Genomic DNA, 18,314 nt, shown 5'->3' with positions numbered 1-18,314 from the left:
CCCGGTCTGTGCCGGAACACGGTAAATGCTAGGCTTGTGAAGAATTTAGAGCCAATGCTGTTAAACACTAGCCTATGCACATTCGGCATAATGCCCATGTGACGCCGCGTGTGCGGCGAGCGTGTGACCTAAATTGGTGCGTGTCCGGGAGGGCGTGATGAATCTGGAAAGCAAATGGCTCGAGGACTTCAGTGCTCTGGCGGCCACCCGCAGCTTCTCCCAGGCGGCTGAAAGACGCTTCGTGACCCAGCCTGCATTCAGCCGGCGGATCCGCAGCCTCGAAGCCGCGCTGGGGCTGACCCTGGTCAATCGCGCCCGCACGCCGGTCGAGCTGACGGCGGCGGGGCAGCTCTTTCTTGTCACCGCGCGGACCGTGGTCGAACAGTTGGGTGAAGTGCTGCGCCACCTTCATCACCTGGAAGGCGGGCAGGGCGAGGTGATGCAGGTCGCCGCCGCTCACTCCCTGGCGCTGGGTTTCTTCCCGCGCTGGATCGCGCAACTGCGCAACGAAGGGCTGAACATCGCCACGCGACTGGTGGCCACCAACGTCGGCGATGCGGTGCATGCGCTGCGCGAAGGCGGCTGCGATCTGATGCTGGCGTTCTATGATCCGGACGCAGCGATGCAAATGGACCCGGAGATTTTCCCGTCACTGCATCTGGGGGACACCGAAATGCTCCCGGTCTGCGCCGCGGACGCTGACGGCAAACCATTGTTCGATCTGGAAGGCGAAACCAGTGTGCCGCTGTTGGCCTACAGCGCGGGTGCGTTTCTCGGGCGTTCGGTAAACATGCTGTTGCGCCAGCGAGCCCTGCGATTCACCACTATTTATGAGACCGCCATGGCCGACAGCCTGAAAAGCATGGCGCTGGAAGGTCTGGGGATTGCCTGGGTGCCGCATCTGAGCGTGCGCGCCGAACTGGCTCGCGGCGAGTTGGTGGTCTGCGGCGGTCCGCAATGGCATGTGCCGCTGGAAATTCGCTTGTACCGTTGCGCCTTGGTGCGCAAGGCGAATGTACGGTTGCTTTGGCGCAAACTGGAAGGCAGCGCAGCCCAAGGCACGACCGGATCTTGAGACCGCTGAAGATCATGTGGGAGCGGACTTGCTCGCGAAGGCGGCGGTACTTCCAGCATTGATGTGACTGACAGACCGCCTTCGCGAGCAAGCCCGCTCCCACAGTAGATTTGTGGTGTATTGGATTGACCTTGAGGTCAATAAAACCGCTGCTTTACACCGTATGACAGATGGTCGTATCGGGGGCTGTTTATCTGCTTCTTTAAGGTATACTGCGCGGCCTTCGGCCGGCTTTACTGGCCATAATTCGTACAATCAAGCCACGCATTTTGCGTGGCTTGTTGTTTTTTGACGCGCCTGCGGGCGCCCAGAGAGAAGAGGCACGACGATGAGTGCACTGGTTGGCGTGATCATGGGCTCCAAGTCCGATTGGTCCACCCTTAGCCACACCGCCGATATGCTGGAAAAGCTCGGCATCCCTTACGAGGTGAAAGTGGTCTCTGCCCACCGCACCCCGGACCTGCTGTTCCAGTACGCCGAAGAGGCTGAGGCGCGTGGCGTCGAGGTGATCATCGCCGGTGCCGGTGGAGCGGCCCATTTGCCTGGCATGTGTGCGGCCAAGACCCACTTGCCGGTGCTGGGCGTGCCGGTGCAGTCGTCGATGCTCTCGGGTGTCGATTCGCTGCTCTCTATTGTGCAAATGCCCGCGGGCATTCCGGTCGCCACCCTGGCCATCGGCAAGGCCGGCGCGATCAACGCAGCCCTGCTCTCGGCGAGCATCCTGGGCGCCAAGCATCCGCAATTTCATACCGTGTTGAAAAAATTCCGCGCAGAGCAGACAGACAGCGTCCTGGACAATCCAGACCCACGCATCGCCTGAGGTTGTTGACGATGAAGATCGGTGTAATCGGTGGCGGCCAGTTGGGTCGCATGTTGGCGCTGGCGGGTACTCCGCTGGGCATGAACTTCGCTTTCCTGGACCCGGCGCCGGATGCTTGCGCAGCCGCGTTGGGCGAACACCTGCGGGCCGATTACGGCGATCAGGATCACCTGCGTCAACTGGCTGATGAAGTCGATCTGGTGACCTTCGAATTCGAAAGCGTCCCGGCCGAAACCGTGGCCTTCCTGTCGCAATTCGTTCCGGTGTACCCGAGCGCCGAAGCCCTGCGCATCGCCCGCGATCGCTGGTTCGAAAAGAGCATGTTCAAGGACCTGGGGATTCCGACTCCCGCGTTCGCTGATATCCAGTCGCAAGCTGACCTGGACGCCGCCGTGGCTTCCATCGGCCTGCCTGCCGTGCTGAAAACCCGCACCCTGGGTTACGACGGCAAGGGCCAGAAAGTCCTGCGCAAGCCGGAAGATGTGGTCGGTACCTTCGCCGAACTGGGCAGCGTCGCCTGCTTGCTGGAAGGCTTTGTGCCGTTCACCGGCGAAGTCTCGCTGATCGCGGTGCGCGCTCGCGATGGCGAAACGAAGTTCTATCCGCTGGTTCACAACACCCACGACAGCGGCATTCTCAAACTGTCCGTGGCCAGCACCGACCATCCGTTGCAAGCGTTGGCCGAAGACTACTCCAGCCGGGTGCTCAAGCAACTGGAATACGTTGGCGTGATGGCGTTCGAGTTCTTCGAAGTCGACGGCGGCCTGAAGGCCAACGAAATCGCCCCGCGCGTGCATAACTCCGGGCATTGGACCACTGAAGGTGCCGAGTGCAGCCAGTTCGAAAACCACCTGCGGGCCGTCGCCGGTCTGCCGCTGGGTTCGACCGCCAAGGTCGGTGAGAGCGCGATGCTCAACTTCATCGGAGTCGTGCCGCCAGTAGAGAAAGTGATCGCGATTGCCGACTGCCACCTGCACCACTACGGTAAGGCCTTCAAGGTCGGCCGCAAAGTCGGTCACGCCAATCTGCGCTGTGCGGACCGTGAGACGTTGGCTGCGCAGATCCTCAAGGTCGAAGCGCTGATTGCCGAATAGTTTCATGTGGTGGCGGCGGAACCTTCAGTGTCCGCCGTTCTCTGATGGCAGGATGCCAAGGCCTGACTAGGCTTTCGCATAGCCATTCAATCAGAGGGGAATGCCATGGGAATTATCGGAACCATCTTTATCGGCTTGATCGTCGGCCTGCTGGCTCGGTTTCTGAAACCGGGCGATGACAGCATGGGCTGGATCATGACCATCCTGCTCGGTATCGGCGGTTCGCTGGCGGCTACTTACGGCGGCCAGGCTCTGGGCATCTACCGCGCTGGCGAAGGCGCAGGTTTCATCGGTGCGCTGGTGGGCGCGGTGGTGTTGCTGGTGATCTACGGCCTGATCAAAAAAAGAACTAACTGAAGCGACAAAGCCCTCTCTGCGCCATCGCCGGAGAGGGCTAGAATGCTCGGCGTTACATCGTCCTTTCCTTTGCCGAGCATTTCCATGCGCCGTCTTCTGTTGACTCTTCTTATCCTGGGCAGTGGATTGGCCCATGCCGGCGAACTGCCGGAAACCGACTGGCTCGAACTGATGCCCAAGTCGGACCAGAAAGCCCTCGAGGCCATGCCCGAAATCGATCACAACTCCCCGGAAGCCAATGGCACCTTTACCCAAAAGGGTGGCATGAAGCAGAGCAAGGGCTTGCCGGCGGTGATGTATTCGACCAAAACCGTGCCGTCGATGAATGACAAGCACATCCGCATCGGCGGTTATCCGGTACCGCTGGAATCCGACGCCAAGGGTCGCAGTACGTTGTTCTTTCTCGTGCCGTACCCGGGCGCTTGCATCCACGTGCCACCGCCACCGCCTAACCAATTGGTGTTGGTGCGTTATCCCAAAGGCCTGAAGCTGGATGACATCTATACACCGCTGTGGGTGACCGGCACGCTGAAGATCGAGAAGGTCAACAACGATCTGGCGGATGCGGCGTATGCGCTGGATGCAGCGCAAGTGCGGGTGGTCAAAGAGTCGGATTTGTAAAAACGCCAGTCAGCCTGGCACAGATCAAAATGTGGGAGTGGGCTTGCTCGCGAAGGTGGCGTATCAGTCGACATTAATGTTGCCTGACACACCGCTTTCGCGAGCAAGCCCGCACACACATTCGTTTTGTGGTGTTAAAGGGATTTGCTGGCGATGCTCACGCCCAGGGTGTGACTCGCCCCTGGTGCCAGGCTCACCACATCATCCATCACATTAGCCGTTTCAATGCATAGCATGCGCTGCCAGCCATCGTCGGCCATGTCGCTGAACGCCGCGGCGCGGTCAATCCAGGGGTTCCAGATCACCGCCGAGCGCGAACCGCTGCTGGTCAGTTCGATGCGTCGCTCCCAGTGCGGGTCTACGATGCTCAGCTTCGGCGGGGTATTCAGATAGATGCGGTCGGTCTCGCCGGTAAAACGCAAATCACCGGTCTGGGTTACGGTTTTCCAGTCGTCCAGGGTTTCGATATAGCTCAAGCCATCCAGCCCTTCAACGTGCACGTTGCGTACATCGCTGACGGCGAAATAGCTGTGCAGTGCCTGGCTGATCGTGACGTGTTCGGCGCCCTTGTTCTCGCTCGTCAGGCTGATATGCAACTGCTCATCCAGACGAATGCTCAGTTTCAAGTCCACCCGATGGGGCCATCCCGGCAGGCCGCCTTCGGGGTAGGGCAGGACGAATTCCACCTTCAGGCTTTCGCCTTCGGCTTCGATACTGCCCAGTTCCCAGTCCATCGCCCGTACCAGCCCGTGAGCGGTTGGCGGTTCCTGGCTGATGCGCATGGCCTGGACACTCTGCGGGTTGCGCGACAGGTTGCCGAACCACGGCCAGCAGACCGGCACACCGGCGCGGATGCTCTTGCCGGTCTTGAACACAGCTTTGTCGTTGAGCCAGATCAGCGGCGGCTGACCGTCCACTTGATAACTGAGGATGTGCGCACCTTGCTGGGCCACCAGCAATTCAGCCTGACCGTGACGGATGCGCCAGCAGTTCAGTTCATCCAGTTTCACGGCTTCAACGTTGGGCGTGCTCATGGGGCAACTCTCGATCAGGAACAGGACTGCAATGGACCGCAAAACGGTCGCCGGGTTTAACGCACCCTTTTTCGAGCTCTGGTTTAACGAGCTCTAGGCGGAACCGAACGAGTGCGGCCACTGCCGTCGATGGCGACGAACACGAAGACTGCTTCGGTCACTTTACGCCATTCGCTGGACAGTGGATCGTCGCTCCAGACTTCGACCATCATCTGAATCGAGCTGCGGCCGATTTCCAGGGCCTGGGTATAGAAGGAGAGCTGAGCGCCCACCGCTACCGGCACCAGGAACGCCATGCGATCGATCGCAACGGTGGCTACGCGACCACCGGCAACCTTGCTGGCCATTGCGGTGCCTGCCAAGTCCATCTGCGCGACCAGCCAGCCGCCGAAAATATCGCCAAAGCCGTTGGTTTCGCGCGGAAGCGCGGTGATTTGCAGGGCCAGGTCGCCTTGCGGGATCGGATCTTCTTGTTCGAGCTCTATCATGCCGGGGGGGCCTCTGACCCGTGACTCTTCATTGGTACTTCAGGTTGAATAGCCGTCTTGCGGCTCCGCGCGCAAAGTGCCTGCGCTCGGTCATGCTGCGTTAAAAACAGGCCCGGACGCTCATTTACAGCAGTAAACTACGCGTCCTCGCCTGTTTTTTCCTTGCCTGACCTTCGCTCGGCGACTTTGCGCACTGGAGCCTTGGAAAAACGATTCAGCCCCGAACATACTACGTTCGTCACGTTTTTCGTAAGGCGCCTAAAGGGAAACTCTGCGAAATCGGCTGCCGGGTGCCAACGACGGTTTCGCACAGCAACCCCTTACAAGCCGTTGCAATGTTGCGAGTATATCGATCGGTAGACTCCGAGACGACCGTCCGGTTCTCATTTCGACCGTCAAATACGCGCCTCTATGTGCTTTTTCGAACAATTTGCTATCGTGCCGAGCCTGCCCAAGCCTCCGCCAGCGTTGCTGAGGTTGCAGATCCGACTATAAGAGAAGCCCTTGCCATGACCACAGCGCCCTCGAGCATCGCGCAGCCAACCCAACCCGCACGTCCGCTGACCCGCAACGACTACAAGACGTTATCGCTGTCTGCCTTGGGCGGCGCGCTGGAGTTTTACGACTTCATCATTTTCGTGTTCTTCGCCACGGTGGTCGGCAAACTGTTCTTCCCCGCCGACATGCCCGAGTGGCTGCGCCTGATGCAGACGTTCGGCATCTTCGCCGCCGGCTACCTGGCGCGCCCGCTGGGCGGCATCGTCATGGCGCACTTCGGTGACCTGCTGGGACGCAAGAAGATGTTTACCCTGAGCATTTTCATGATGGCAGTGCCGACCCTGATCATGGGCCTGCTGCCGACTTATGCGCAGATAGGGATGTGGGCGCCGATCCTGTTGCTGCTGATGCGGGTGATCCAGGGCGCGGCGATTGGTGGTGAAGTGCCAGGAGCCTGGGTATTCGTTTCCGAACACGTGCCGCAGCGGCACATCGGTTATGCCTGCGGCACGCTGACCAGCGGTCTGACCGCCGGTATTCTTTTGGGCTCGTTGGTCGCCACCGCGATCAACAGTATTTACACGCCGGTGGAAGTGTCGGATTACGCCTGGCGAATCCCGTTCCTGCTGGGCGGCGTGTTTGGCCTGTTTTCGGTCTACCTGCGCCGTTGGCTCCACGAAACCCCGGTGTTCGCCGAACTGCAATTGCGCAAGGCCCTGGCCGAGGAAGTGCCGCTGCGCGCCGTGTTACGCGACCATCGCGGTGCGATTCTGATCTCCATGCTGCTGACCTGGTTGCTGTCCGCCGGCATCATCGTGGTCATCCTCATGACCCCGACCGTGCTGCAGACCGTTTACCACTTCCCGCCGACTACCGCGTTGCAGGCCAACAGCCTGGCCATCGTGTTCCTGAGCCTGGGCTGTGTGGCCTCCGGTGCATTGGCGGACCGCTTCGGCGCCGGTCGGGTGTTCGTGTTCGGTAGCGGTTTGCTGCTGCTGACGTCGTGGACCTTCTATCACAGCCTGTTCAATCACCCTGACTGGCTGTTCCCGATGTACGCCCTGACCGGTCTGCTGGTCGGTACCATCGGTGCGGTGCCGTACGTGATGGTCAAAGCCTTCCCGGCCGTGGTGCGTTTCAGCGGCCTGTCGTTCTCCTACAACCTGGCTTATGCGATTTTCGGTGGCCTGACGCCGATGGTGGTGACGCTGTTGCTGAAGGAAAGCCCGATGGGGCCTGCCTATTATGTAGCGATTATTTGCGGCGTCGGGATTCTGGTGGGGGCGTATCTCTGGAAGAAAGGGCGTTAAGCTGACTCATTGTATCGACTGCACTGGCCCCATCGCGAGCAGGCTCGCTCCCACATTGGTTCTGTGTTCACCGCAGATCCCCTGTGGGAGCGAGCCTGCTCGCGATGAAGGCGACGCGAATCATCTTGTAAAAACCAAATACTGGCCTTTCATCCAATTGTCATATTTCAGCCATAGAGTGTTCACACGGCCTGCTGATACTTGGCCCCGACTTAACACACCTATCTGCTAGGAGTAAGGCATGAAACTGAAGCGTTTGATGGCGGCAATGACTTTTGTCGCTGCTGGCGTTGCGACTGCCAATGCGGTTGCCGCTGTTGACCCTGCTATCCCGAGCTACACCAAGACCACTGGTGTGTCGGGCAACCTGTCCAGCGTCGGCTCCGATACCCTGGCCAACCTCATGACCCTGTGGGCTGAGAACTACAAGAAAGAATATCCGAACGTAAACATCCAGATTCAGGCTGCCGGTTCTTCTACCGCGCCACCCGCGCTGACTGAAGGCACCGCTAACCTGGGCCCGATGAGCCGCAAGATGAAGGACAACGAGCTGCAAGCCTTCGAAACCAAGTACGGCTACAAGCCAACCGCTATCCCGGTTGCCGTGGATGCCTTGGCGGTGTTCGTGCACAAGGACAACCCGATCCAGCACCTGACCATGGAACAGGTCGACGCGATCTTCTCCTCGACGCGTCTGTGCGGAGCCAAAGCCGACGTGAAAACCTGGGGCGACCTGGGTGTGACCGGCGACCTGGCCAACAAGCCAGTGCAACTGTTCGGTCGTAACTCGGTATCCGGCACTTATGGCTACTTCAAAGAAGAAGCCCTGTGCAAAGGCGACTACAAGCCAAACGTCAACGAACAACCAGGCTCGGCTTCGGTCGTGCAGTCGATCAGCTCCTCGCTGAACGGCGTCGGTTATTCGGGCATCGGCTACAAGACCGCCAGCGTGAAAACTGTGGCCCTGGCCAAGAAAGGCAGCACCGAGTTCGTTGAAGACACTGAAGAAAACGCCTTGAACGGCAAGTATCCGCTGTCGCGTTTCCTCTACGTTTACGTCAACAAGGCCCCGAACAAGCCTCTGGCCCCGCTGGAAGCCGAGTTCGTGAAACTGATCCTGTCCAAACAGGGTCAGGAAGTGGTTGTGAAAGACGGCTACATCCCTCTGCCAGCCAAGGTTGCTGCAAAAGCACTGGCTGACCTGGGTCTGCAAGAAGGCGCCAACGTCGTAAAAAAGTAAAACCCTGAATCCGGGGTAGTCCCGGATTCCAGTGTGGGAGCGGGCTTGTGTGGCGAGGGGGTTTGCCCCCGTTCGATTGCGCAGCAATCGTAAACCGGTCAGCGCTTTCGCGAGCAAGCCCGCTCCCACACACCTCGAATTTTTGCTCCGCTGCCAGTTCCCACAGGCGGCGGATTTGTTGCGTCACTGCATTGTCATCTTTCTGTCATACAGAATCGCTAGGGTGTGCGCATGAATGATCTGGCCAACTCCACCATGACTACAAATCCCCCCAAGCGAATTGACTTCAATACGCCTGAGCTGCAACGCAAGCGCCGCATTCGTGCGCTGAAAGATCGCCTGACCCGCTGGTACGTCCTTGTCGGCGGCCTCGCCGTTCTTGGCGCGATCACCCTGATCTTCTTCTTCCTCGGTTACGTCGTCGCGCCCCTGTTCCAGGGTGCCGACCTGACCGCCAAAGACGCCATCACGCCCGCCTGGATGCAAGACGCTGGCAAGCCGCTGATGATCTCCCTCGAAGAGCAGAACCAGGTCGCCATGCGGGTTTCCGACAAGGGCCAGGCACTGTTCTTTGATATCGACAGTGGCGCCGAGCTGCGCCGCGTCGACCTGCCGATTCCGGCCGGCACCAGCGTGACCTCCATCGGTGAAGATCAACCCGGCCATCCATTGGTGGCGGTGGGTTTGTCCAACGGTCAGGCCCTGGTGTTCCGTCACACGTATAAAGTCAGTTACCCGGACGGCAAGAAAACCATCTCGCCGGCCGTTGAATATCCATACGGCGAAACACCCATCGCGCTGAACGAGGCGGGCGGTGCTCTGGAGCACGTCAGCCTCAACGCTACCGATTCGACCCTGTTGCTGGCCGGTTCCACCGGTGCGCAGCTGCATGTCATGTCGCTGACCAGCGAAGAAAACATGATGACCGGCGAAGTCACCAACGAGCAGAAGCGCATCGACCTGCCGCAAATGACTGAGCCGGTGAAGAATATCTTCGTCGACCCGCGTCAACAGTGGCTGTACGTGGTCAACGGCCGCGCTCAGGCCGATGTTTTCAGCCTGCGCGACAAGAGCCTCAACGGTCGCTACAAGCTGCTTGAAGACGGCAATGCCGAAGTGACCGCCAGCACTCAATTGCTGGGCGGCATCTCGCTGATCGTCGGCAACTCCAAGGGTGGTCTCGCCCAGTGGTTCATGGCCCGCGACCCGGATGGCGAGCTGCGTCTGAAGCAGATTCGTACCTTCCAGATGGGCACTGCGCCGATCGTTGAAATCACCGCCGAAGAACGCCGCAAAGGCTTCGTTGCCCTCGACGCGTCCGGCAAGCTCGGCGTGTTCCACAGCACCGCTCACCGTACTTTGCTGGTGGACCAGGTGGTCGACGGCCAAGGCCTGTTCGGCCTGTCGCCACGGGCCAACCGCGTGATTGTGGAGCAGGGCGGCAAACTGCAACCGCTGCTGCTCGACAACCCGCACCCGGAAGTCTCGTGGAGCGCGTTGTGGAGCAAAGTCTGGTACGAGAACTACGACGAGCCTAAGTACGTCTGGCAATCGACCGCCGCCAACACCGACTTCGAACCCAAGCTGAGCCTCTCGCCGCTGACCTTCGGTACTCTGAAAGCTGCGTTTTACGCGATGCTGCTGGCCGCGCCGCTGGCCGTCGCCGCAGCGATCTATACCGCGTACTTCATGGCTCCGGGCATGCGCCGCAAGGTCAAACCGGTGATCGAGCTGATGGAAGCGATGCCGACGGTCATCCTCGGTTTCTTCGCCGGCCTGTTCCTGGCGCCGTATGTGGAAGGGCATTTGCCGGGCATCTTCAGCCTGCTGATGCTCCTGCCGATCGGCATTCTGGTGGCGGGATTCGTCTTCAGTCGCCTGCCTGAATCCATCCGCCTGAAAGTGCCGGACGGTTGGGAAAGCGCGATCCTGATTCCGGTGATTCTGTTTGTGGGCTGGCTGTCGCTGTACATGAGCCCGTACATGGAAACCTGGTTCTTCGGCGGCGACATGCGCATGTGGATCTCCCACGACCTGGGGATTACCTACGACCAGCGCAACGCTCTGGTGGTCGGCCTGGCCATGGGCTTCGCGGTTATTCCGAACATCTACTCCATCGCCGAAGACGCCGTGTTCAGCGTGCCTCGCGGCCTGACCCTGGGCTCTCTGGCCCTCGGTGCCACGCCGTGGCAGACCATGACGCGTGTGGTGATCCTCACTGCCAGCCCGGGCATTTTCTCGGCGCTGATGATCGGCATGGGTCGTGCGGTCGGTGAAACCATGATCGTACTGATGGCCACCGGTAACACCCCGGTCATGGAAATGAACCTGTTCGAAGGCCTGCGCACCCTGGCTGCCAACGTCGCGGTGGAAATGCCCGAATCGGAAGTCGGCGGCAGTCACTACCGCGTGCTGTTCCTCTCGGCGCTGGTGTTGCTGTTGTTCACCTTCGTCATGAACACCCTCGCGGAACTGATTCGTCAGCGTCTGCGCAAGAAATACTCGTCGCTTTAAGAAAGGTAGAAGTCTGTGAAACAGAACTCCCTGAATGGATGGTTCAAGAGCGGCGCCCCCGGCGTCTGGATCAGCGGTGGCGCGGTGTCCATTGCGGTCATCATGACCATTGGCCTGTTGGCGGTGATTGCCGTGCGCGGTCTGGGTCACTTCTGGCCGGCGGACCTGATCCACGCCAGTTACGACGTGCCGGGCCAGGCCAATCACCTCGTCATCGGCGAAGTGGTGCAGAAGGAAGAAGTGCCACGCGAGCGTCTGAAAAGCGCTGGCCTGCCGGTGCCCGATCAGGGCCCGGAGTTCATGACCCGTGAGCTGATCAAGGTCGGCAACCGTGATTTGAACGGCACTGACTTCACCTGGATTGTCGGTGAGTGGCTGACCAACCAGAAAACCCCGCCAGAGCTGATGGCCATCGAGCGTCGCGAGTGGGGCAACTTCTACGGCTACCTGGTCAACGTCAAACAGGATGGCAAGGTCATCGCTGAAGGCGAGGCCGCATGGCCTGAGTTGCAGGCGCGTGTTGATCGCGTCAACCAACTCGCTGCGCAGCTCAAGACCCTGGAAAAGGTCGACATTGGCGCGATCAACGCCGGTCTCGAACGTGTGCGTCTGCACGGTCGTAAACTGGAACTGGCCGGCCATCTCGACGCTGGCGCACAAGCGGACCTGGAGTCCGAGCGTGCCGAGCTGAATGCCCGGTATCAAGAAATCGAAGTGCGTCTGAATGATCTGCACGCTCAGTTCAACCGCGACAGCCTGACCGCTCGCGATGCGAACGGCAAAGAGGTCGAAATCGGCATCGGCAAAGTGGTTCACGCCTACCAGCCGAATGCCATGGGCACTTTCACCAAGATCGGCTTCTACTTCAGCAAGGTCTGGGAATTTCTCAGTGATGACCCGCGTGAAGCCAACACCGAAGGTGGGATTTTCCCGGCGATTTTCGGCACCGTGATGATGACGTTGATCATGGCGATGATCGTGACGCCATTCGGCGTGCTGGCAGCGGTCTACCTGCGTGAATATGCACGTCAGGGGCCGATGACTCGCCTGATCCGCATCGCGGTGAACAACCTGGCGGGTGTTCCGGCCATCGTTTACGGCGTGTTCGGTCTGGGCTTCTTCGTCTATGTGCTCGGTGGTTCAGTCGACCGGTTGTTCTTCCCTGAAGCACTGCCAGCGCCGACCTTCGGTACGCCGGGCCTGCTCTGGGCCTCGCTGACCCTGGCGCTGCTGGCCGTGCCGGTGGTGATCGTGGCCACCGAAGAAGGCTTGGCGCGGATTCCTCGCACCGTGCGCGAAGGCTCGTTGGCCCTTGGCGCGACTAAGGCCGAAACCTTGTGGAAGATCGTGCTGCCAATGGCCAGCCCGGCGATGATGACCGGCATGATCCTCGCCGTGGCCCGTGCCGCCGGTGAAGTGGCGCCGCTGATGCTGGTGGGTGTGGTGAAACTGGCGCCGTCGCTGCCGCTGGATGGTAACTACCCGTACTTGCACCTGGACCAGAAGATCATGCACTTGGGCTTCCACATTTATGACGTCGGCTTCCAGAGCCCGAACGTCGAAGCCGCGCGGCCGCTGGTGTACGCCACTGCATTGCTGCTGGTGCTGGTGATTGCCACGCTCAACTTGTCGGCCGTTTATATCCGTAACCATCTGCGCGAAAAATACAAAGCACTGGATAGCTAAATTGATTGGTCGGCGCTGTCCCTTGTGGGAGCTGGCTTGCCTGCGATGCAGACGACTCGGTCTGTCAGTAACACCGCAGTGATGCCATCGCAGGCAAGCCAGCTCCCACAGGGACCGGCGTCAGACAGAGATTTTGAGTAAGCCGCTGGCCCGAACACCAAGCCAGCGGTTCAACGAACCGAATTTGTTAGCACAGGGAGCCTCCCATGCAGCACGAAGCACACACTCACGGCATCAACATGTCGGCCCTGGGCCGCGACAAACAGAGCCTGAGCCTCGAGCAGGAAACCGTGGCCATCGAAGTGCCGGGCCTGAGCCTGTTCTACGGCGACAAACAAGCGCTGTTCGACGTCAGCATGAACATCCCGAAACAGCGCGTGACCGCCTTCATCGGCCCGTCCGGCTGCGGCAAGTCCACGCTGCTGCGTACCTTCAACCGCATGAACGACCTGGTGGACGGCTGCCGCGTCGACGGCGCGATCAACCTCTACGGCAACAACATCTACCGCAAGGGCGAGGACGTGGCCGAGCTGCGTCGCCGGGTCGGCATGGTGTTCCAGAAGCCCAACCCGTTCCCGAAAACCATCTACGAAAACGTGGTTTACGGTTTGCGCATCCAGGGCATCAACAAGAAACGCATCCTCGACGAAGCCGTCGAGTGGGCGTTGAAAGGCGCGGCGCTGTGGGATGAGGTCAAAGACCGTCTGCACGAGTCGGCGCTCGGCCTGTCCGGTGGTCAGCAGCAACGTCTGGTGATTGCCCGCACCATCGCCGTGGAGCCGGAAGTGCTGCTGCTCGACGAACCGTGCTCGGCACTCGACCCGATCTCCACGCTGAAAGTCGAAGAGCTGATCTACGAACTGAAATCCAAGTTCACCATTGTTATCGTGACCCACAACATGCAACAGGCCGCGCGGGTTTCCGACTACACGGCGTTCATGTACATGGGCAAACTGGTGGAATTCGGCGACACCGATACTCTGTTCACCAATCCGGCGAAGAAGCAGACCGAAGACTACATCACCGGTCGTTACGGCTAGGAAGCTGTTGTTGCTCATTGAACTGACGCTGCGGTCCGCCGCACCTTACCGGACGCTCCAAGGACGCCAAAGATGATTAGTAAAGAAGGCCTTACTCACCACATTTCCGCACAGTTCAACGCCGAGCTCGAGGAGGTGCGCAGCCACCTGCTGGCCATGGGCGGGCTGGTCGAGAAGCAGGTCAACGACGCGGTCACTGCGCTGATCGAGGCCGACTCCGGCCTGGCCCAGCAAGTGCGCGAGATCGACGACCAGATCAACCAGATGGAACGCAACATCGACGAAGAATGCCTGCGCATTCTGGCCCGTCGTCAGCCGGCGGCGTCGGACTTGCGTTTGATCATCAGCATCTCCAAGTCGGTGATCGACCTGGAGCGCATCGGCGACGAAGCCACCAAGATCGCCCGTCGTGCCATTCAGTTGTGCGAAGAAGGCGAAGCGCCGCGCGGTTACGTCGAGGTTCGCCACATCGGTGACCAGGTGCGCAACATGGTTCGCGATGCCCTGGACGCGTTTGCCCGCTTCGACGCCGACCTGGCGTTGTCGGTGGCGCAATACGACAAAATCATCGACCGCGAATACAAGACCGCACTGCGTGAACTGGCCACCTACATGATGGAAGACCCGCGCTCTATCTCGCGGGTCTTGAGCATTATCTGGGTGCTGCGTTCCCTGGAGCGAATCGGCGACCATGCGCGCAACATCTCGGAACTGGTGATTTACCTGGTGCGCGGCACCGACGTGCGTCACCTGGGCCTCAAGCGCATGAAAGAAGAAGTTGAAGGCACAAGTGCCGAAACCGCTAATGTTCCGGGCAAAGCTGACGATAAGTAGGATTGCCCCTAGGAAAGCGCCCGGCCCTTTGGCCGGGCGTTTTTGTTTGCGTGGCTTTCGAATTGAAAAGCAGCACCCGCGAACGAAAAGTCCCGGCGTGACTGAAGAGTTTTGGCAAAGTGCCATCAGCCAGCGTTATGCTTGCCGGGATTTTTAAAGGGGTGTTGGATGAGCAAGATCAGTGTGTTGGTCGTGGACGATGCGTCGTTCATTCGTGACCTGGTGAAGAAGTGCCTGCGTAACTACTTCCCGGGGATCCGGACCGAAGATGCAGTCAACGGCAAAAAGGCCCAGGCCATGTTGGCCAAGGAAGCGTTCGACCTAGTGTTGTGCGACTGGGAAATGCCGGAAATGTCTGGCTTGGAATTGCTCACTTGGTGCCGCGAGCAGGACAACCTCAAGACCATGCCGTTCGTGATGGTGACCAGCCGTGGCGACAAAGAGAACGTGGTCCAGGCGATTCAGGCTGGGGTTTCCGGCTACGTCAGCAAACCGTTCACCAATGAACAGCTGCTGACCAAGGTCAAACAGGCGCTGAACAAGGTCGGCAAGCTCGACACTTTGATGAACAGCGCGCCGACCAAAATGAACTCGGCATTCGGCAATGACTCCTTGAGCGCGTTGACGGGTGGCAAGGCAGCCGTGGTCACGCCCTCGGCTGCACCGGTCAACCCGTTCGCCAAACCTGTCGCCGCCGCGCCAGCCCCGGCCGCGGCACCGTCTCGCGGCCTGCTCAACAGCCCGCCGGTCAAGGCACCTGCTGCTTCCGCCGCGCCAGCTGGCGGTCGTGGCCAAGGCCAACTGCGCTTGCCGAGCGGCACTCAGCAATGCGTGATCAAGGCCTTGAGCATCAAGGAAGCACTGCTGGTGGTGAAACGCACCGACACCTTGCCGCAAGTCCTCGATAGCGCCGTACTCGACCTGGAGCAGGGCGACAACGCCGAAGTTGCTCGTCTCAACGGCTACCTGCACGCCATCGTCGCCCACGAGCCGAAGCCCGACAGCGAATGGCTGCAACTGACCTTCCGTTTTGTCGACCAGGATGCGCAGAAGCTCGACTACATCTCCCGCCTGATTGCCCGGGGCACCGCGCAGAAGCATTTCGTACCGGGCGCGTAAGCCCGGCGTCGCCTTCTCGTACGCCTTCGCGGGCAAGCCTCGCTCCTACAGGTTCACCGTTTACCTGTAGGAGCGAGGCTTGCCCGCGAAGAGGCCATCGAGTTCGCCGCACCTCTCCCGAACAGCCCATTTTGAAACATCTGCCGACTACGCTGGTCCATTTCAGCTGCTAGGCTCCTTCCCAGGCCTTACTCGACAGAATCTTGCCCATGCTCGCGCGCCTGCTGTTTTTCTGTGGTCTTTTCATGGCCTCCACCTCGGCTGTGGCCATGACGATTTACCGGTCCACCGACGCCAGTGGCGTGGTCTCTTACAGCGACCGCCCCACTAAAGGCGCGAAGGTGTTCGTTTTTCGGGACCGGATGGTCGAGCGCCTTGAGCGGCAGGTGTACCTCGACATCAAGGAGCAGAACGGCATGGACAGCGTGTTCGTACGCAACGACCTGTATGCGCCGGTCGAGATCGAGCTGAGTTTTTCCGGGCTGAATAACGTCAGCGGTGCGCCGAGCCGGCCGATCCGTCGGGTTCTGCCGGCGCGCAGTAACCTTCGTCTGGCACTGCTCAAGGCGACGAAGGCCGGAAGGCCGTTGGCATACACCCCAAGGTTCGAATATTCCCTGGGCGACCCCGCAGGGGCCGCCATGGCCTATCGATATCCGTTGCCCTGGCGCGGTGGGCCGTTTCGGCTGAGTCAGGGCGCCAATGGCCAATACAGCCACTACGGGCCGAAGAACCGTTATGCGATGGACATCGCCATGCCCGAAGGCACGCCAATCATCGCGGCGCGCGGCGGGATGGTGGTGAAAACCGAGAATGGCCAGAACGGACGCGGCAACGATCCGTCGGGCAATTTCGTGCGGGTATTGCACGATGACGGGACCATGGGCGTGTACCTGCACCTCAAGAAAGGTTCAATCAGCGTACGGGAAGGTCAGCGAGTGGTGGTGGGCAGTGCGCTGGCGCTGTCGGGCAATACCGGCAACAGCAGCGGCCCGCACCTGCACTTTGTGGTGCAGCGCAATACCGGGTTGGGGCTGGTGTCGATTCCGTACCAGTTCAATCAACCGGTGGGGGCGTTGCCCAACTTTGCGTTGGGCAAGCAGTAATGGGTTGCCTGACCCAACGCCATCGCGGGCAAGCCCGCTCCCACAGGTCCTGCGCAAATCCTTGTGGGAGCGGGCTTGCCCGCGAAGGGGTCGACGCGGATCCGGATCAGCCTATCAATCCAGCATCAACACCTTGGCCAAAATGATCTTCGGCCCTTTCATCTTCTTGATGATGATCCGCAAGCCTTCGACTTCCAGCACCTCTTCCTCTTCCGGCACCCGTTTCAGGGTTTCGTAGACCAGCCCGGCGAGGGTTTCGGCCTCGATGTGGTCCAAGTCGATGCCCAGCAGGCGTTCAACCTTGAACAGCGGCGTATCGCCCCGCACCAGCAGTTTGCCCGGCTGATACGCGAGGATCCCGCGTTCGGCCTTGCGGTGTTCGTCCTGAATATCGCCCACCAGCACTTCCAGCACGTCTTCCATGGTCAGGTAACCGATGATGTTGCCGTCGGCTTCCTCGACCACAGCGAAATGCGAGCCGCCCTTGCGGAACTGTTCCAGCAGCTGCGACAGCGGCATGTGACGAGATACACGCTCCAGCGGCCGGGTCAGCTCGGCGAGGTTGAACGACTCGGGAATATGGTCCAGAGCGGCCAGTTCCAGCAGCAGATCCTTGATGTGCAGCAGGCCGACGAACTCCTGGCGCTCGCTGTCGTACACCGGGTAGCGGCTGAACTTGTGGCGACGGAACATCGCCAGGATTTCCTTGAGTGGCGCGTTGAACTCCAGCGTCACCAGGTCTTCCCGGGAGTTGGCCCAGTCGACCACTTCCAGCTCGCCCATCTCCACCGCCGAGGCCAGTACGCGCATGCCTTGGTCGCTCGGGTCCTGGCCACGGCTGGAGTGCAGGATCAGTTTCAGTTCTTCACGGCTGTAATGGTGCTCGTGATGAGGGCCGGGCTCACCCTGGCCGGCGATTCGAAGAATCGTGTTGGCGCTGGCGTTGAGCAGGTAGATGGCCGGGTACATGGCCCAGTAGAACAGGTACAGCGGCACCGCGGTCCAGAGCGACAGCAGCTCGGGTTTACGGATGGCCCAGGATTTCGGGGCCAGTTCGCCGACCACGATGTGCAGGTACGAAATGATAAAGAACGCCGTGAAGAACGACACGCCTTTGACCACTTCGGCGGACTCTACGCCAACGGCGCTCAGCACCGGCTCGAGAATGTGCGCGAACGCCGGCTCACCGACCCAGCCCAGGCCGAGGGAGGCGAGGGTGATACCCAATTGGCAGGCCGAGAGGTAAGCATCGAGCTGACTGTGCACGGTGCGCAGGATATGCCCGCGCCAGCCGTGCTTTTCAGCGATGGCTTCGACCCGGGTCGAGCGCAGTTTGACCATGGCAAATTCTGCCGCAACGAAAAATCCGTTGAGCAAAACCAGGATCAGAGCAAAAAGAATCATGCCGAAATCGGCGAAAAGTGTCGCGAGGGTCAAGCCAGGGGAAGGGTCCATGATGGAGTTTTGCGGGTTCCGTG

The 18,314-nt window shown here is 60.1% G+C and carries 16 protein-coding genes; 13 read left to right on the top strand and 3 right to left on the bottom strand.

Features of this window, described 5'->3' with window-relative positions:
- Positions 1-157: 157 nt before the first annotated feature.
- The 5 genes from ACA044_RS30470 to ACA044_RS30450 all read left to right on the top strand — a co-directional run bounded on the left by ACA044_RS30470 (position 158) and on the right by ACA044_RS30450 (position 3,967).
- Positions 158-1,075: a LysR substrate-binding domain-containing protein gene (locus ACA044_RS30470; protein WP_497444533.1), complete on the top strand. Its 918-nt coding sequence runs from the start codon at positions 158-160 to the stop codon at positions 1,073-1,075.
- Between the two features lie 328 nt (positions 1,076-1,403).
- A complete protein-coding gene (gene purE, locus ACA044_RS30465) occupies positions 1,404-1,895 on the top strand; it encodes a 5-(carboxyamino)imidazole ribonucleotide mutase (protein ID WP_497444532.1) in 492 nt (163 codons plus the stop codon).
- An 11-nt stretch (positions 1,896-1,906) separates the two neighbouring features.
- Complete coding sequence (locus tag ACA044_RS30460) at positions 1,907-2,989, top strand: 5-(carboxyamino)imidazole ribonucleotide synthase (RefSeq protein ID WP_123357146.1); 1,083 nt, start codon at positions 1,907-1,909, stop codon at positions 2,987-2,989.
- Positions 2,990-3,094: 105 nt separating this feature from the next.
- Complete coding sequence (locus tag ACA044_RS30455) at positions 3,095-3,346, top strand: GlsB/YeaQ/YmgE family stress response membrane protein (protein ID WP_497444531.1); 252 nt, start codon at positions 3,095-3,097, stop codon at positions 3,344-3,346.
- An 84-nt stretch (positions 3,347-3,430) separates the two neighbouring features.
- A complete protein-coding gene (locus tag ACA044_RS30450; RefSeq protein ID WP_497444530.1) occupies positions 3,431-3,967 on the top strand; it encodes a DUF3299 domain-containing protein in 537 nt (178 codons plus the stop codon).
- A gap of 134 nt (positions 3,968-4,101) precedes the next feature.
- Here ACA044_RS30450 and ACA044_RS30445 read toward each other — a convergent pair whose 3' ends face one another.
- Both ACA044_RS30445 and ACA044_RS30440 read right to left on the bottom strand, forming a co-directional pair.
- On the bottom strand, positions 4,102-5,001 hold the full coding sequence (locus ACA044_RS30445) for a D-hexose-6-phosphate mutarotase (protein ID WP_497444529.1): 900 nt from the start codon (positions 4,999-5,001) through the stop codon (positions 4,102-4,104).
- Positions 5,002-5,084: 83 nt separating this feature from the next.
- Positions 5,085-5,489 (bottom strand): acyl-CoA thioesterase, encoded by a 405-nt coding sequence (locus ACA044_RS30440; protein ID WP_007896491.1) that lies wholly within the window; start codon positions 5,487-5,489, stop codon positions 5,085-5,087.
- A 509-nt stretch (positions 5,490-5,998) separates the two neighbouring features.
- Between ACA044_RS30440 and ACA044_RS30435 the strand changes: the two genes are divergently transcribed.
- The 8 genes from ACA044_RS30435 to ACA044_RS30400 all read left to right on the top strand — a co-directional run bounded on the left by ACA044_RS30435 (position 5,999) and on the right by ACA044_RS30400 (position 16,836).
- Positions 5,999-7,297 carry an MFS transporter gene (locus tag ACA044_RS30435; protein ID WP_497444528.1) on the top strand — a complete coding sequence of 433 codons (1,299 nt, stop codon included), beginning with the start codon at positions 5,999-6,001 and terminating at the stop codon, positions 7,295-7,297.
- A gap of 241 nt (positions 7,298-7,538) precedes the next feature.
- A complete protein-coding gene (locus ACA044_RS30430) occupies positions 7,539-8,537 on the top strand; it encodes a phosphate ABC transporter substrate-binding protein PstS (RefSeq protein ID WP_497444527.1) in 999 nt (332 codons plus the stop codon).
- A gap of 480 nt (positions 8,538-9,017) precedes the next feature.
- Positions 9,018-11,051 carry an ABC transporter permease subunit gene (locus ACA044_RS30425; RefSeq protein WP_497447334.1) on the top strand — a complete coding sequence of 678 codons (2,034 nt, stop codon included), beginning with the start codon at positions 9,018-9,020 and terminating at the stop codon, positions 11,049-11,051.
- Positions 11,052-11,066: 15 nt separating this feature from the next.
- Entirely contained in the window at positions 11,067-12,737 is a 1,671-nt protein-coding gene (gene pstA / locus ACA044_RS30420) for a phosphate ABC transporter permease PstA (RefSeq protein ID WP_497444526.1), read from the top strand.
- A 206-nt stretch (positions 12,738-12,943) separates the two neighbouring features.
- Positions 12,944-13,777, top strand: coding sequence for a phosphate ABC transporter ATP-binding protein PstB (gene pstB / locus ACA044_RS30415; protein ID WP_095052363.1), 834 nt, complete (start codon positions 12,944-12,946; stop codon positions 13,775-13,777).
- A gap of 72 nt (positions 13,778-13,849) precedes the next feature.
- Positions 13,850-14,611, top strand: coding sequence for a phosphate signaling complex protein PhoU (phoU, locus tag ACA044_RS30410; RefSeq protein WP_007896483.1), 762 nt, complete (start codon positions 13,850-13,852; stop codon positions 14,609-14,611).
- 168 nt (positions 14,612-14,779) lie between these two features.
- Positions 14,780-15,730, top strand: coding sequence for a response regulator (locus ACA044_RS30405; protein WP_497444525.1), 951 nt, complete (start codon positions 14,780-14,782; stop codon positions 15,728-15,730).
- 209 nt (positions 15,731-15,939) lie between these two features.
- Entirely contained in the window at positions 15,940-16,836 is an 897-nt protein-coding gene (locus tag ACA044_RS30400; RefSeq protein WP_497444524.1) for a peptidoglycan DD-metalloendopeptidase family protein, read from the top strand.
- A gap of 114 nt (positions 16,837-16,950) precedes the next feature.
- On the opposite strand, the gene ACA044_RS30395 is transcribed toward ACA044_RS30400, so the two are convergent.
- Entirely contained in the window at positions 16,951-18,291 is a 1,341-nt protein-coding gene (locus tag ACA044_RS30395) for a hemolysin family protein (protein ID WP_497444523.1), read from the bottom strand.
- Positions 18,292-18,314: the final 23 nt, after the last annotated feature.

This window comes from Pseudomonas sp. LBUM1673, from assembly GCF_059695645.1.
The sequence above is the reverse complement of the archived record's forward strand: the minus strand, read 5'-3'. Positions and strand labels throughout refer to the sequence as shown.

What these genes read in the sequence shown, in the direction of transcription:
- ACA044_RS30470 (WP_497444533.1), top strand. Translation starts at nt 158, where the DNA reads ATGAATCTGGAAAGCAAATGGCTCGAGGACTTCAGTGCTCTGGCGGCC.
- purE (WP_497444532.1), top strand. Translation starts at nt 1,404, where the DNA reads ATGAGTGCACTGGTTGGCGTGATCATGGGCTCCAAGTCCGATTGGTCC.
- ACA044_RS30460 (WP_123357146.1), top strand. Translation starts at nt 1,907, where the DNA reads ATGAAGATCGGTGTAATCGGTGGCGGCCAGTTGGGTCGCATGTTGGCG.
- ACA044_RS30455 (WP_497444531.1), top strand. Translation starts at nt 3,095, where the DNA reads ATGGGAATTATCGGAACCATCTTTATCGGCTTGATCGTCGGCCTGCTG.
- ACA044_RS30450 (WP_497444530.1), top strand. Translation starts at nt 3,431, where the DNA reads ATGCGCCGTCTTCTGTTGACTCTTCTTATCCTGGGCAGTGGATTGGCC.
- ACA044_RS30445 (WP_497444529.1), bottom strand. Translation starts at nt 5,001, where the DNA reads ATGAGCACGCCCAACGTTGAAGCCGTGAAACTGGATGAACTGAACTGC.
- ACA044_RS30440 (WP_007896491.1), bottom strand. Translation starts at nt 5,489, where the DNA reads ATGATAGAGCTCGAACAAGAAGATCCGATCCCGCAAGGCGACCTGGCC.
- ACA044_RS30435 (WP_497444528.1), top strand. Translation starts at nt 5,999, where the DNA reads ATGACCACAGCGCCCTCGAGCATCGCGCAGCCAACCCAACCCGCACGT.
- ACA044_RS30430 (WP_497444527.1), top strand. Translation starts at nt 7,539, where the DNA reads ATGAAACTGAAGCGTTTGATGGCGGCAATGACTTTTGTCGCTGCTGGC.
- ACA044_RS30425 (WP_497447334.1), top strand. Translation starts at nt 9,018, where the DNA reads ATGCAAGACGCTGGCAAGCCGCTGATGATCTCCCTCGAAGAGCAGAAC.
- pstB (WP_095052363.1), top strand. Translation starts at nt 12,944, where the DNA reads ATGCAGCACGAAGCACACACTCACGGCATCAACATGTCGGCCCTGGGC.
- phoU (WP_007896483.1), top strand. Translation starts at nt 13,850, where the DNA reads ATGATTAGTAAAGAAGGCCTTACTCACCACATTTCCGCACAGTTCAAC.
- ACA044_RS30405 (WP_497444525.1), top strand. Translation starts at nt 14,780, where the DNA reads ATGAGCAAGATCAGTGTGTTGGTCGTGGACGATGCGTCGTTCATTCGT.
- ACA044_RS30400 (WP_497444524.1), top strand. Translation starts at nt 15,940, where the DNA reads ATGCTCGCGCGCCTGCTGTTTTTCTGTGGTCTTTTCATGGCCTCCACC.
- ACA044_RS30395 (WP_497444523.1), bottom strand. Translation starts at nt 18,291, where the DNA reads ATGGACCCTTCCCCTGGCTTGACCCTCGCGACACTTTTCGCCGATTTC.